The 14157-nt window shown below is 66.6% G+C and carries 15 protein-coding genes and 2 pseudogenes; 7 read left to right on the forward strand and 10 right to left on the reverse strand.

Annotation, left to right across the window (positions count from 1 at the left end; translation table 11 throughout):
* Positions 1 to 65 precede the first annotated feature (65 nt).
* Complete coding sequence (locus tag NJ376_RS24130; protein ID WP_252955844.1) at positions 66 to 245, reverse strand: hypothetical protein; 180 nt, start codon at positions 243 to 245, stop codon at positions 66 to 68.
* A 335-nt stretch (positions 246 to 580) separates the two neighbouring features.
* Here NJ376_RS24130 and NJ376_RS24135 point away from each other — a divergent pair, with 335 nt between their 5' ends.
* Both NJ376_RS24135 and NJ376_RS24140 read left to right on the forward strand, forming a co-directional pair.
* Positions 581 to 727, forward strand: a complete 147-nt coding sequence (locus NJ376_RS24135) for a hypothetical protein (protein ID WP_252955845.1) — start codon at positions 581 to 583, stop codon at positions 725 to 727.
* 32 nt (positions 728 to 759) lie between these two features.
* Positions 760 to 1338 carry a transposase gene (locus tag NJ376_RS24140; protein WP_252955858.1) on the forward strand — a complete coding sequence of 193 codons (579 nt, stop codon included), beginning with the start codon at positions 760 to 762 and terminating at the stop codon, positions 1336 to 1338.
* A gap of 450 nt (positions 1339 to 1788) precedes the next feature.
* Here the strand turns inward: NJ376_RS24140 and NJ376_RS24145 are convergent, their stop codons facing one another.
* The 9 genes from NJ376_RS24145 to NJ376_RS24185 all read right to left on the reverse strand — a co-directional run bounded on the left by NJ376_RS24145 (position 1789) and on the right by NJ376_RS24185 (position 10668).
* A complete protein-coding gene (locus NJ376_RS24145) occupies positions 1789 to 2532 on the reverse strand; it encodes a tetratricopeptide repeat protein (RefSeq protein WP_252955846.1) in 744 nt (247 codons plus the stop codon).
* 8 nt (positions 2533 to 2540) lie between these two features.
* Entirely contained in the window at positions 2541 to 3500 is a 960-nt protein-coding gene (locus NJ376_RS24150) for a type II secretion system F family protein (RefSeq protein WP_252955847.1), read from the reverse strand.
* Entirely contained in the window at positions 3500 to 4447 is a 948-nt protein-coding gene (locus NJ376_RS24155) for a type II secretion system F family protein (RefSeq protein WP_252955848.1), read from the reverse strand. Before NJ376_RS24155 ends, NJ376_RS24150 begins: the two co-directional genes overlap by 1 nt.
* A 2-nt stretch (positions 4448 to 4449) precedes the next feature.
* Entirely contained in the window at positions 4450 to 5817 is a 1368-nt protein-coding gene (locus NJ376_RS24160) for a CpaF family protein (protein ID WP_252955849.1), read from the reverse strand.
* A complete protein-coding gene (locus NJ376_RS24165) occupies positions 5814 to 7064 on the reverse strand; it encodes an AAA family ATPase (RefSeq protein WP_252955850.1) in 1251 nt (416 codons plus the stop codon). The genes NJ376_RS24160 and NJ376_RS24165 overlap by 4 nt, the downstream gene beginning before the upstream one ends.
* Before the next feature lie 305 nt (positions 7065 to 7369).
* A complete protein-coding gene (locus NJ376_RS24170; RefSeq protein WP_252955851.1) occupies positions 7370 to 8848 on the reverse strand; it encodes a type II and III secretion system protein family protein in 1479 nt (492 codons plus the stop codon).
* Positions 8849 to 9002: 154 nt separating this feature from the next.
* The gene (gene cpaB, locus NJ376_RS24175) at positions 9003 to 9860 is read right to left on the reverse strand and encodes a Flp pilus assembly protein CpaB (RefSeq protein WP_252955852.1); all 858 of its coding nucleotides are present in this window, start codon (positions 9858 to 9860) and stop codon (positions 9003 to 9005) included.
* A gap of 3 nt (positions 9861 to 9863) precedes the next feature.
* Positions 9864 to 10367 carry an A24 family peptidase gene (locus NJ376_RS24180; protein WP_252955853.1) on the reverse strand — a complete coding sequence of 168 codons (504 nt, stop codon included), beginning with the start codon at positions 10365 to 10367 and terminating at the stop codon, positions 9864 to 9866.
* 100 nt (positions 10368 to 10467) lie between these two features.
* Complete coding sequence (locus NJ376_RS24185; protein ID WP_252955854.1) at positions 10468 to 10668, reverse strand: hypothetical protein; 201 nt, start codon at positions 10666 to 10668, stop codon at positions 10468 to 10470.
* A 490-nt stretch (positions 10669 to 11158) separates the two neighbouring features.
* Between NJ376_RS24185 and NJ376_RS24190 the strand changes: the two genes are divergently transcribed.
* From NJ376_RS24190 to NJ376_RS24210, 5 genes and pseudogenes are all read left to right on the forward strand, one after another.
* Positions 11159 to 12382: a hypothetical protein gene (locus NJ376_RS24190; RefSeq protein WP_252955855.1), complete on the forward strand. Its 1224-nt coding sequence runs from the start codon at positions 11159 to 11161 to the stop codon at positions 12380 to 12382.
* A 4-nt stretch (positions 12383 to 12386) separates the two neighbouring features.
* Entirely contained in the window at positions 12387 to 12785 is a 399-nt protein-coding gene (locus NJ376_RS24195) for a TadE/TadG family type IV pilus assembly protein (protein ID WP_252955856.1), read from the forward strand.
* 40 nt (positions 12786 to 12825) lie between these two features.
* A complete protein-coding gene (locus tag NJ376_RS24200) occupies positions 12826 to 13203 on the forward strand; it encodes a TadE/TadG family type IV pilus assembly protein (protein ID WP_252955857.1) in 378 nt (125 codons plus the stop codon).
* A 306-nt stretch (positions 13204 to 13509) separates the two neighbouring features.
* Positions 13510 to 13979 (forward strand): annotated as a pseudogene (locus NJ376_RS24205) (IS701 family transposase); the annotation flags it as partial.
* Positions 13952 to 14157 (forward strand): annotated as a pseudogene (locus tag NJ376_RS24210) (hypothetical protein); the annotation flags it as partial. The pseudogenes NJ376_RS24205 and NJ376_RS24210, both read left to right, overlap by 28 nt.

Raw genomic sequence — 14157 nt, forward strand, 5'->3', positions numbered from 1 at the left:
CTAGAGACCAGATCGTAGTCGGTACGACCTAGCATCGCCTCACGCGGGCGGTGCATCAACGCGCATCAAGCATCGTTCATCAGCACCCAGCGCTGCGCCCGGTCCTTGATCAGGACCGGATATGGCACGCCGTTCAACAGCTTTTCTAAGGACTTCGCTTTGCTGCGGTCCGGCGCAATGGCGGAAACAGGGTGGTGCTCGCTATTCGCGACGCCGAGGAGAGCCTGTGCGATAAAACCGTCCATACCGGGTGACCCTTTTTGTTGGACGGGATGAAGCAGGCCTCCCGGCCGCACCCCCTTCACGGGGGCAGTCCGTGGTATAATCACGCATACGCGATCGATCAATGAATAGTTGTGACTGCTTCAGTTCTGCACGTAATTCGTGAGATTTCAAAACAGGTGCCCGGGCTGTTGAAGAAGACAAAGACAAGGGCTGCCGGACTTTGTCTTCCGCAGCGATACCGGGCTGGTGGATGGGGAGCGACGTCGGATCTGGACCGGTCGAGCATCAGCTGCGGGATATCTCCTGTGCTGCGAACGGTGAGCCGGCCTGGCCACCCTTGGCGTTGTTCAAGGTCATGCTGATCGTGGTCTGGCATGACCTGTCCGACGTGCGACTGGCCGAGGCACTTGATGATCGTGCCTCGTTCCAACCTTCTGCGGCTTCTCGGCCCATCAGGCGACACCCGAGCGGGCAGCCCTTGTGCGGCTGCGGGCCCAGCTAGTTGCCCGCCGCCTCGACCAAGCATTGTTCAAGGTGGTGACAGGCCAGTTCCGGACCAAGGCGATCGCAGTCAAGACCGGCACGCTGGTGGACGGCACCGTAATCGCCCCGGCCAGCCACGCCGATCTTGAGGCAGGCTGGGTTGGCCACCAGCGGCGCAAGGCGATCCATAGCTTCAAGGCCCATGTCGGTGCCGACGCCGATAGCGCCCTGGTCGAGGCGCTCTCCGTGACGCCAGGCAACGTCCATGACGGCCGAACTGGTGGCGGTGCCCTGCCTGAGGCAGCCGGTGAGGTCTATGCCGACAGCGCCTACCGTGGCCCCATCTTTGGCGCGGCGGTCGCCGCCCGCAGTGGTACGCCCCGCATCGTGCTGACAGGCATGTGGGGCGGACCTGGCAATGGCACGCTGCGCAAACCTCGCCGTTGGAGTTACGCCATTCACCGTATTCGCTGCCGCGTCGGGAAGACCTTCGGCGCCTGGAAGCGCAGCTACGGATTGCGTCGCATGCGATGGCGAGGACTGGCCAAGGCTACCCTGCAGGTCCACCTCACCGCCATTGCCTACAATCTCCGCTGCTCACTTACACAGCTCAGCAACCGAGCAGCATAGACTGAGCAATCTTCCCGAGCAGTCCGTCCGGCATAGCTCCTGATCAGCTGAACTCAACGGCCACACTCAGCCATAAAGCGCCTCAAGCGCTATCCGCGCATAAATCTCATCAGGCTTCACCTCGGAAGGTGGGCGCCTTCGCCGCGCTTACGCTGCAGCCATTCCCAGCGTGGTGATTGGCGTCGCCAGCGGCCGGCTCCCTGCCAATGTCAGGCGGGGCGTGGCCGGCGCCAACACGGTCTCCAGGACTGACCGGCTCGGCCGCTGGCGATCGACCTTGCCACGCCGCTAAGGGCCATGGACAGAACGAGTGACATGCTTCCTGGTCCCGAGCATTGGACCGATGACCAGCATGGCGCCGACGGCTGATGTCTGCTCTTCCCCCCGCGGCTCCGGCGCGAGGCGAACGGCCGCCGGTGCGGCGGCCACGCCTCCCTCCCGGTAGAGGGTTCAGCTCTGTCCTGGCCATGCAGCCGGGCCGCCGCCCAGGCCGCCCACGATTGCATCGAGATCGGCCTCAGTCGGCTGTCCGGCCAGCAGGGCGCGCCCGCCCGCGGCGTCGCCTGCGGCGGCGCGAGCAATAGCGAGGTTCGTCGCCACCCGCGGCGGAACGCCGGGACGCCGGGCCAGGGGTTCCAGGATCAGCAGCGCCTCCGCAGCGTGGCCGGACAGCAGCAGCGACATGGCAAGATTATTGGCGATGGCCACGTTCGCCGGCGCCTGGGCCATGCCCGCGCGGTAACTGACCTGGGCCTCCGCATGGCGGCCCAGCAGATCCAGCGCGACGCCGCGCCCATCCAGCGCCGCCACATCCCGCGGCGCGCGCGCCAGGACGCGATCGAAGATGTCCAGCGCCGGCTCCGCCGCCCCTTCACGTACCCGCAACCGGCCGAGCTGGGACAGCAGGCCGATGTCATCCGGATGATGCGCCAGCGCGCGGTTCAGCACCTCCTCCGCCTGCACCAGATGGCCCGCGCGCGCCAACGCTCCGGCGAAGCGCGCCTGCACCTCGGCGCGGCCCGGCTCCGCCGCCGCGGCAACTCCGTACATGGACAGGGCGATATCCGCCTGCCCCGAAGCCTCGGCTGCGGCCGCAACGCGCAGCCGAGCAGCGCCGTCGGGTTCGCGCACCGCTGGCCCGTCCTGACTCGCGCAGGCCGAGAGGATAAGCAAGCCGAGCAGCGCGGCCAGCATCCGGGGGTTCATTTCGGGCTCATGACCTTGGCTATCTCCAGCACGGAAGGTCCGATCAGGGCAATAAAGAGGGCCGGCAGGATGAAGAAGATCAGTGGACCGACGAGGAGGGCGGGGAGGCGAATTGTTTTCTCCTCGATACGCATCATACGCTCCTGGCGCATCTCGGCCGCCAGCACCCGAAGAGCCTGGGCGAGCGGCGTGCCATAGCGTATGGTCTGCGACAGGGTGGACCCTAACCGCTTAAACCCTTCAAGCCCCGTTCGCTCGCCGAGCCGTTCCAGCACCAGCCTCCGGTCCGGCATCATGCGCAGCTCCTGCACCAATATGTTGAGCTCAAGCGCAATGGCCGGATTGGATCCGGCCATCTCCCGTGCCACCCGGTCAAGGGCGGACTCAAGGCCGAGCCCCGCCTCCGCGGCCACCACCATAAGGTCCAACGCATCCGGCAGGCCCTTACGGAGCCGCTTCTGGAAGGGCCGCCGCATCCTGCCGAGGAACCAGTTCGGCCCGAACACTGCAAGGACAAGGGTGCCGAAGATGATCAGCACGGCTCGCATCGGTCCCATGTCCAGCAGCGAGACGCCGACGAAGGCCAGCAGCGGCAGGACGGCGAGCATCACCGCCTTGACGCCGATGAAGACCGAGACGGCGGTTCGCGCTTCGAAGCCGGCTGCGGCGACCGCCCGCTGGAATTCGGCCACGTCCTTTTCGGCCACGATGGCCGTGCCGCGCAGGATCTCTCCCAGGTGAAGAATGGGCCGAAGCAGGGTGGCACCGAGGCTCGCCCGGAGACGAGCTTCGGCCACGTCGCCTTCGGCCGGCCTGACCACGGCGCGCATCCGTCCGGCGAGGTCCCGCTCCTCCGCTGCACGCGCGATCAGGGCGGCTGCCAGCACCGCAAGGCCGAGGGTGCACCCGACCGCCCCCAGGGCGAGCAGCACCTGCGGGTCAAGGCTGTCCGGCATTAATCACTCCCCGCCTGCCGGATGAGCCAGCGGATTGTCAGCACCCCCAGCAGCATCAGCATCAGGCCAATCATCGCCATCTGCTGCCCCGTCGGGTTCTCGGTGAAAGCGGCGATGTAGAAGGGCTGGATGAGGGACATTGCGAGTGCCGCGACAAAGGGTAGCACCATGAGGATGCCGGCCTGCATCTTCGCCTCCGCCGCTAGGGCTTTGGCGCGCTTCGCCATGGTGACGCGCTTGCGCACCATGTCCGCCAGGTTTTCCAGCGTTTCCGCAAGGTTGCCGCCGGTCTGGGATTGTAGTCCGAGGGTCACGGCGAGGAAGGCGTATTCCGTCAACCCCGTTCTCTCGTGCAGCCGGATCAGCGCCACCTCCACCGGGCGGCCGATGGCCATGTCACCCACGACCCGTGCAAATTCTTCTCGCGAAGGGGAGGGCATCTCGCGGCTCAGCCCGCGGAGCGCCTCCGTCAACGGCAGGCCAGCCCGGATGCCGCGCACCACCTGTCCCAGCGCGTCCGGAATCTGCTGGAACACGGCGTCACAGTAGCGCGCATGTTGCCAGCCAAAGACCATCCGCGCTGCGAACAGCCCGGAGAGCAGTCCGAGCGGCAGCGCCGGCAGGACCCCCGTCCAGCCAGCAAGGCGCGGGATCGAGAGCGCTGCGACCCCGAGCGCGAGAAGAGCAACTAGCGGCCAGGGGATCACCTGCTCTTGTGGCATATCCGGATTGAAGTGCAAAAATCGCAAGAGGCGATCGAGCCATTTCCCCCGGGATCTCGCGGCGCGGATGCTCGGCACGGTGGTTGCCGGGATGGGCACCGCCTGCTCGGATAGGGCGCGCACCCGCTCGCGGAGCTTGCGGCCGGAGCCGCCGCGCGCCAGTGCGAGCGCGCCGAGCAGCAGGGCCAGCAGCAGCATGGCCCCGATCATCAACAGGAGGAGCATGCTCAATTCTCCTGCAAGGCGTGCATCCAGGCCTCACCCAGGCCGAAATAGGCGAGGCGGTCGTAAAAGCCGGGGCGGATAGCAGGTGTCACCCAACGGCCCATGAGGCGTCCCCCCGAATCCTCGCCCTGGTATTCGAAGGTGAAGACGTCATTCATCGTGATGACGTCGCCTTCGAGTCCGCATATTTCCGAGATCGCCAGCAGGCGGCGCCCGCCATCGCGCATCCGCTGGATCTGGATGATAAGGTCGACCGCGCCCGCAATTTGGGTGCGGATGGCACGCAAGGGCAGGTTGGCCAAGCCCATCTGCACCATGTTCTCGATCCGGGTCACCGCGTCGCGCGGGTTGTTGGCATGGATGGTACAGAACGACCCGTCATGGCCCGTATTCATGGCCTGCAGCATATCGAAGGCCTCGGCGCCGCGCACCTCGCCCACGATGATGCGGTCGGGCCGCATCCGCAGCGCGTTCTTGATGAGGTCGCGCGCCGAGATCTCGCCCTTGCCCTCCAGGTTCGGCGGCCGGGTTTCCAGCCGCACGACATGTGGCTGCTGGAGTTGCAGCTCCGCCGCGTCCTCGATTGTCACGATGCGCTCATTGTGGTCGATCATACGGCTCATAGCGTTCATGAGCGTGGTCTTGCCCGAGCCCGTGCCGCCGGACACGACGAAGTTCAGCCGGCAGCGTGCCACGATCTCCAGGATCCGTGCGACTTGGCGGGAGATGCTGCCGAACTCGATCATCCGCTCGAAGTCGATCTTCTTCTTCGCGAACTTCCGGATCGAGATAGAACAGCCATCGAGCGCGATCGGCGGGAAGACGGCGTTGACGCGGCTGCCATCGGGCAGCCGGCAATCCACCAGCGGGCTCGATTCATCCACACGGCGGCCCACGGCTGACGCCATCTTCTGCGCGATGGCGTTCACCTGCTCGGCACCACGGAAGCGTACCTCGACGCGCTGCACCAGGCCCCGGCGCTCGACGAAGACGTTGTCCGGGCCGTTCACCATGATATCGCTGATGGTCTCGTCCTGCAGTAGCGGCTCGAGCGGGCCATAGCCCATCATGTCATAGGCCAACTCCTCGGCGACGCTCTCCTGCTCGCGAGCGGAAATCTCGATACGTTCTCGGCTCGCTACCTCGTGCACGAGCGCGCCGATCTGCATGCGCAGAACGGCGGGTGAAAGATCAGCGGCGACCACGGGATCCACGCGCGCGATGACCCGCTCGCGCAGCCGGGTAACCGCGTCGGAGATGCGGGAGGAGGGAGTGTCCGGCGCCACGGGCGGCGGGGCCGGCTCCGGCACCGTGAGCGGCAGCTCCGCTGGCGGTCTGAGCGGTTCGGCCCGGCGGCCGAAGGGCTTCATGCTGCCCCTCCGCGCCCCAGCAGCCGGGCGAGCAGCGAGGCCCTGCCACCAGGTTGGGCACGCACAGCCGAAACCTCCTGCGTCAATGGCGCCAGGGCCCGGCGCAGCGCTGCGCTTTCATGCAGGGCGGCTCGGCCGAGATTCGCGGCACGTGGCAATTCCTTAGGCAGATCGGGAATGATCACATCGGGCGCCTCGCCGAGACCTTCCTCAATGAGCTTCGTCTTCAGTGTGCCCGGTGCGCCGGCACGGTTCAGCACGGTTATGATCGAAGGTGCCGCGCCGATGGCGGCGAATTTGCGGGCAGCGATCGTATCTCGGATGCTGGCGACATCCGGACCGAGCACGACGATCCGCTGGCGCGCAGCCGCCAGCAATGCGCGTTCCGCCGGGCCGGGCGGCATCGGTAGGTCCACGACCACATGGTTGAAGCGCTGGCAGAGCAGTGCCAGCACCCGTTTCATGCCTTCTTCCGTTGGCCTGGGCAGGCTCTCCAGCGGTTCCTCCGCCGCGAGGAGGCGAAGCCTGCCTCCAACCGGGATGCAGGCGCGGTCGAGGAAGAGTGCGTCCACCCGGTCTGGCTCTTCCAGCGCCACGCGCAGCCCTGCCCCCGGGCGGACGCCAAGCATCATACCCGTCGTGCCGCCGCGCAGGTGCAGGTCGAGCAGCGCGACATGGCCGTGGCTGACCTCGGCGAGCTGCAGGGCGAGGTTGACCGCGATCGTCGTGGCTCCGCAGCCGCCGCGGGCGCCGTAGACGGCGACAACGCGGCCGCTGCGGTTGCTCACCTCGGCCCCGCCGGCAGCCTGGCGCGCGAGATACGGGCCGAAGATGCGCGCGACGGAGTCGCGCGTCAGCGGCTTGTAGAGATATTCCGCGATGCCGAGTTCGCGGGTGAGTTGCCGGTAGAAGCCGATATCTGCCGTTTCGCCTACCGCCAGCACCTGCACATCGGGCGTGCAGACCGCCGCGAGTTGCTCGAGCGCCGCCACAACGTCCGGAACGCCGGAAACATCCACCAGCAGGACGCGCGGCGTCGGTTCGCGTTCCAGCGCCTTGATCGCCGCGCGGATGCCCCCGCGCCGCAGCAGCAGCCCGGCAGTCCTCTCGGCGAGACCGTTGCGCACCGCCGTTTCGCTCGCCTCGTCATTCAGGAAGGCGATAACGCCAGGCCGATCGCCGGTCATTGGCTCAGCGCCGCGGGAGAGGTCCGTCGCTTCGCGAGGCACCATCACCTCAACGCGCATCGACATCCCCTGCCGGCGCGACGGGCGATGGAGCGGCGCCGATGGAGGAGGCACGTGTCGCCGGCAGCGGCTGGCGCAGGCCCCGTTCGATGCGCCGAATGGCAACGCTAGCCGGCTGGCCTCGCTCCGTTGCCGCCGCGACGCCACGCTCGGCATGGCTTGGGCTGGCCATCATGGCGCGCAGATTGGTCTCGTTCGCGCCAGTGGCCCGCCAAGTGCCGGGGCGCGAGAAATCCCCTGCCGTGCCGCAGCCGGCGAGAAGCAGGACAAGACCAAGACGCAGAACCGCGTGATGTCGCACGCCATCACTCCAGGATGAAGCCGGCATCAAGGCGGGCGCGGACTTGCGGTCCTTGCGCACCTCGGGCGACCTGCCGGCGGTACAGGATGCGATCGAGATCCGTCGCCGGGCGGAAGCCGTCCGTGGGTGCGGCGAGGGCCCGCGGGTCCGAGACAGGGCGAACGAGATAGGGCGTCACGATGATGACGAGCTCTGTTTCGTTGCGGCGGAACCGGTCGGAGCGGAACAGCGCGCCGAGCACCGGCACATCGCCGAGCCCCGCGATACCGGAATTCACCAAGGTATTGCTGCGCTGGAGCAGGCCGGCAATGGCGAAGCTCTGGCCACTTCCAAGTTCGACCGTTGTCTCCGCGCGTCGTACAGCCAGGGCCGGAATGGTGATGACGCCGGTGGCGAGCGGCAAGCTGATGGCACCATTCTCCGACAGCTCGCTCACTTCTGGCCGCACGCGGAGATTCAGCCGGTCTGGCCCCAGCACCGTCGGGACGAAGGCAAGGCTGACGCCGAACTGCTTGAACTCGATGCTGATCGCGTTGCTGGTCGAGCTGGCGGCCACCGGCACGGGAAATTCGCCGCCCGCCAGGAAGCTCGCCACCTCGCCCGATTGCGCCGTGAGATTCGGCTCGGCGAGGACGGTGATCAGCTGATCGGAGGCCAGGGCGTCGATCACTGCATTGATGTCAAACCGTGATGAGCCGAAGCCAACGCCATAGCGGCCGGATGTCGTCGGGGAAGGGCCGGCAATGGCATTCAAGACGCGGCCCGCCGCCCCGGTCCGCATGCCTATCGCCCAGTTGGCGCCGTCATTGGCCAGGGCCTGCCAGTTGAAGCCAAGCTCGCGCGTCACTTGGCGCGAAATCTCCGCCACGCGCACGCGCACATTCACCTGAATGGAGGACAGCAGCGAAATGTCGTTGATGACCTCCCGCGTGTCGCCCGCATAGGCACGGGCGATCGCTTCAGCGCGCTGGGCATCTGCGGCGGATGCCGCCTGACCGCTCAGCAGCAGCCCGCTCTGGCCGGCGGCGGTGACGCGTACGCCCTCTGCACCGCGGACCATGCGGCGGATCAGGCTTTCGACTACTCCCGGATTGAGCGGCTGCAATGCACCCGCGGCGCCTTCGCCGCCTGTTCCCTGCTGCGCCGCCAGCGTGCCGCGTCCCGGTTGGACCAAGACATCATACTCGGCGATCGGCGTGCCATCTTCGGCGGTGGCAATGACGGTTGTGCGGCCCGGCGCGACGGCCATCAGGAAGAGGCTGGTGGGCGAGGCCGGCTGGACACGGGCGATGCGCGGATCGGCTGCCATCACCGTCAGCGCCGCCGATGGCAGGTGCAACAGCCGGCCGACCCCGGCCTCGAGGGTCAGCGAAATGGGTGCCGGCGGGGGCTGCGCCGCGGCAGGCGCGGGAATGCCCGGTGCTTGGCCAGGACGTGGCCCGCCGCCGCTCGCCTGCGCGAAGCTCGGCCCGGCCTGAACCATCGGCCGGCCTGGGACCATGGGTGACGCCCGATCCTGGGCCCGGGCGGAGACGCCAAGGGGCAAGAGGCAGACGGCGATGTGCAGCAGCGGGGAGAGGCGGCAGGGCATCGGTAATGCTAGCGCCCGTCGCGCAGCGGGGCGATCCAAGAGGAAGTCACCGGAACGTGACCTCGCGCGGCTGACCGTCCCCTTCGATGACGCGCATGCGGATCCCGTCGGACACCGAGGAGCGCGCCAGGGCTGGCGAGACATCACCCCCGAACACCGAAGCCGCCTTCGGAAATGCCATTGCCGCGGCCGCTTCGATGGCGCGTACCGTCAGCGCGATGCGGCCGAGGCGGCTGCCAACGGCGACACGCTCTGCCTGCTCCGGCAATACTTCAAGCGTAATGGTGCGGGCGATGCGATTCGGCGTGGCATCAGCCGCAGTGGCGCCCTGGGTGAATTGCTGGTCCACAGCGATGACCCGTACATCGGCCAGCAGCGTCTCACCAACAATGCGGCGGGAGAGCGGCGCTTCGGCTGCAGGCAGTTCCTGCGTCAGAATCAGGTCCACTTGATCACCAGGCCAAATCAGGCCCGCCGTGCCCGTTACCACATCCACACCGACGGAGATGGCGCGCGCGCCAGGCCGCAGCACGGCAGCCAGGAAGCCGCGGTCCCGCGGGCGTAGCACGTCGCCCCGGCGTACCGGTGCGCCGGCATCCAGATACTGCTTCAGCAAGCCTCCACGCAGCTCGGCCCGGATCTCGTCACCCGGTTCCAGGACGCCATCCGGCACCTGCTCTGGCGGCAATTCGCGCACGGCGAAATCCTCATCCTTGAGCAGCGTGCCGGCGGATAGGGCCCGGGTTGCGACCAGGAAGCGGGCACGAGCGGGCAGGGGTGGCGGAGCAGGCGCCGCGGCTTCCGTCGCGGCGTGTGGTGCGGGCATGAGCAGCTGAAAGCCCAGCGTGCCAAGCCCCACAGCGCTCAGCACCAGCGACGCGATGATGAGGAGCCGGAGGATCATGGATCAATGTCCCGGAAGGGCGAGCAGGACCAGGATTCCTCCACCCGCGATGGCGATGCCGTAGGGGACCGGGCCGCGTCGGCGCAGGCGCCAAGCCTCCACCGCGATGAGGCGACGTGGTAAGGCTGCACCGGCAATCGGCGCGAGCCGCGGTGTAAGATGCGGGCCGGCAAGGTATGCCACGCCGAGAACGCCACCGATCATGGCCGTGACGTAGACGAAGTCCCAGCCCTGGGTAGGTGAGAGTCCAAGCGCCACGGCAGAAGCAAGCTTGACGTCGCCGCCGCCAAGCACCCCGCGCATGGCCACGAGCAAAAGCACGCAGAAGAGAAGGAGTGCGGCGACAAGGGATAGGCCGGCAGCCTGCCATCCCTCAGCGGCACGGACAACGACGCCGATGCTGACCAAAAGCAGGCAGACAGCATCCGGAATGGTGCGTGTTGTGAGGTCGCGCCAAGCGGCGACACAAAGCAGCCCAGTAACGAGAAGGATGTGGAGCGAATGCACGGGCCCGCCTGTCCGCTGCCAGAGTGCCGCAGGGCTCTGTCGGATAACGGCGAACCCAGCAGCGCTGCTTCGCAAGAAGCCGCCGGGCTCGCCCTGCTTGTTAGGTGGGCTTGGCGGGGGTGGCCGAGTTGATCTTTTCGCCAATGCTCTTGAAGACCGTAGCCAGGTCGGCACCGAGGAAGCCGACGCCGGCACCGACGACGACGATGATGCCAACGGCCAGGATCGCATACTCCGCTGCCGAGACGCCTTTACGGCTCATCAGGGCGGTTGCGGCGCGGCCAATGAAGGTCTGGAACATGATGGGGGTCGGGCTCCTCATATGAAAACGGTCCATGGTCGTGTGACTGGTGCCCGCAACCCAAAGCTGATGTTCCACGATCACAGCACCTCGCTGAAGTGGCAATGTTTGGCTTAGAATCGTTCTTGAGTGGCGCGAGTTGTCACTTCGTCAACTTATGAGCGAGAGAACCCGGTGTCAACAGTTGTGGAGCTGTGATGAGCGCCAGATTTTCCATTAACGGGAGGTTAAGTACGGGTTTCTACCTAACGGTGCGGGACTTGACAGAGATATGCTATTTGTAGTTGTATCGGCGGTGACAATGAAACCGAGTTCATTGCGAATGGCCATTACGGCTTGCCGAGGATAGGCCTATGGGGCCGTTGAGAACGGGATTGTGGCAGGCCCAGAAATAGAATTGCGAATGAGCGGGAGTGCCACGGCTTCGTGGCCAGGGCAGCTTGCGGCGGTGTCGTGGGAGACCCTCCGCAGCCGGCGCGGGGCGACCTCCATGGTGCTTGCCGTCTCCGCCACGATCCTGCTCGGCTTCACCGGCTTGGCAATTGAGGCCGGCGGCTGGTACCTTGCACTGCGCAACGCCGCCACGGCGGCGGACATGGCAGCGCTGGCAGGCGCTGCAGCGCGCGAGCGCGGGGAGGATTACTCCGCCGTCGCCAGCGACACCGCTGCGCTTAACGGCTTTGCGGCAGGTGTTGCAGTTGGGCCGCCGACCGAGGGCCAATTCGTTGGCGATGCTGGGGCCGTGCAGGTAGTCATCTCTCGCAACCAACAGATCAGCCTCGCACGGCTCTTCCTTGCCACAGCGCCCACGGTGCGTACCCGCGCTGTCGCCACGGTGCATGCCGATTCGGAAGTTTGCGTCCTTTCCCTGGGCGGTGGGCTTGAGCTGGGCGGGAACAGCACCACAAAGTCGGGGCACTGCCTGCTCGGCTCCAACGCGGCGGCACCAAATGGCATTTCGGTGGTCGGCAGCGCGGGAGTGAGGGCGGACGGGTTGGTCACCACCGGCGCATGCAGCGGCTGCACCTCGGGGGATGTTTGGACCGATGACAACAGGAATGTGCCTCCCCTCATCGTCTCTGGCCGTCCGGAACCAATCAGGGATCCCTTCAGCGGGCTGAAGAACTGGACGCCGCAGCCGCCTTCCTGCCGCTCACCGGCCCTGGCGCTGGGCAGCACCCCGGTGACAATATCTCCGGGCCAAGCGATCTGTTCGAGTCTCACCGTGGAACCGAACCAGACTCTCAACTTAAATCCCGGCATCTATTACTTCAGAAATGCGGACCTTGTTGTGCAGGGCACCCTCACAGGTGAAGGCGTGACGCTGATCTTCACCGGCGACTCGGACCGGGTCGGCACGATCCGGATCAATGCTGGGGCCACGGGCAGGCTTACGGGGCCCGCTAGCTCTCTGGTACCGGACCGCCCGGAGGGTGCCGGGCTCCTGCTGTACCGGGATGGGCTTGCGACGAATAACGGCCCAAACAAAGAGGTGCAGCTTAATGGCGGTGCCACCCTGCATATGTCCGGAGGGTTGTATTTCCCGACCTCCGACGTCGTCATGAACGGTAGGAGCAACATCGAATCCGTCTGCCTGTCGATTGTAGGCTATCGCCTGTCGTTTTCCGGCGCTGCCGACACCAGGCTGGGCGTATCCGGTTGCGAGAACTACACGCCGTATCCGACGATCCGCACCGTGCGCTTGGTGGAATAGGGCGATGCTTCGAAAAGTCGGCAGAAAGGGTGCTTCGGCTGTGGAGCTTGCACTGGTTGCGCCGGTGTTGCTCCTGCTGCTGGCCGGAACCTTCGACCTTGCCAATGTGATCCAACTCTCGATGCGCCTTGAACGTGCGACCCGCACGGGGGCGCAATACGCCATGGCAAATCCTTCTGACGCCACCGCCATCCGGAACGCGGTGATCCAGGCTTGGCCTGAACTCACGCCAGGCGAGGTGGTGGTCACCTGCGCCTGCGGCATTGCCGCCGCTGCGTGCGGCACGGCCTGCTCCGCTGGTGTGCCCCGCACCGTCACCGTGACGGCGGAGCGCAGCCTGACGCCACTGCTTCTGCAAGAATACTCCAAGGGAACCGGCCATGCGGTGCTCCGCCTCCGTTAGGCGCGCCTCAGTCTGGCAATGCCCGCGCGGTGCGACGAGCGTGGAATTCGCGGTCATGGCTGTGGTGTTGCTAAGCCTTTTGCTTGGCGCGATCGAGATCGGGCGGCACATGTTTACGCTGGAGGCGCTGCGCACCGCCACGGCCGAAGCGGTACGCGTGGTGACGCTGCGCGGCTCCGCAAATATGATCGCCCGCGTGGCACCCTGCACTGGACTGAGCGGTGACTTGGCTGGCGTCGGCCTCCGTGCCCCGTTTCTCAATCCAGGCACGCTTTCCATGACCATGAGTGGCTGCGCCACCAATGCCGGCATTACCACGGTGACGGTGACGGTGAGCCATCCCTTCGAATTTACGGTGCCCCTTTTCGGCACCCCCTCCCTCACGCTGGTGGAGACTGCACAGGCGGTTTTCAACTAACCTGGTTTGATCGTGTTCCCTCCGCCTGTGACGACTTTACTGCCGCGCTCGGACTTGGTGCCGGGAAAGGGCCGGGTGCTGGCAAATTCTGTCGCCTCCCCAAACCGCGGCCATGCCGGCGAATGCTTCCCCACGTCGGCAAGAATGCTGGAGCGGCCAGCATGGACCGATTCTACGGCGTCGATCACCGGGCGAACATGGCTTGCCTCCCGTAGTCGGCCCCTAGCACTACCTGGGCACTGTTTGTGCTGATCTGCGTTGCTTCTGACCTGGGCTGAGGGGCGGGGTTGCGAGGTGACGGCCATAATGCGGGCGGCCAAGGATCTCGACCGTTGGCCGGAGCCGTTCCTTGCCGCGCTCGGGCACAAGAAGCGGCGGCTCTGGGCACCGCTGTACCTGCGCGGGCTGCTGGGTCCGAGCGAGCGCAAGAGCCTGCAGCCGATGGCGGCCAGCCTGGGGCTGCCGGGGCATGACCACCTGCAACATTTCAGCGCCAGCCCAGCCTGGGATGACGCGCCGCTGTGGCAGGTGTTGGCCGATCAAGTCGACCGGCTGGTGGGCGGGCCGCAGGCGGCGCTGGTGATCGGCGACACGGCGCTGCCGAAGAAGGGCACGCTCTCGGTCGGTGTGGCGCGGCAGTACTGCGGCGAGTTGGGCAAGCGGGCCAAATGCTAGGCGCTGGTCTCGCTGACCTGGCTGGGCAGGAGGTGCCGGTTCCTGCGGGGTTGCGGCTGTTCCTGCCAGAGGAGTGGACGGCCGATCTCAACCGCTGTGCGGCACGCCCGCCGACCTGGGCGAGGTCATCGTCGGCGCCTTCCGCTCCAACATGGAGGCCGGGGAGGAACCGGCGGCGGTGCGCCGCGAGGACGGCTCCTGGCTGCTGGCAGGTTGGCTGCCCGCCGACGAGATGGCCGAGCGCCTGCGGATCGCTCTCCCGGCCGAGCGCGGCTACCA

This window comes from Siccirubricoccus soli (assembly GCF_024178315.1).
GTDB lineage: Bacteria > Pseudomonadota > Alphaproteobacteria > Acetobacterales > Acetobacteraceae > Siccirubricoccus > Siccirubricoccus soli.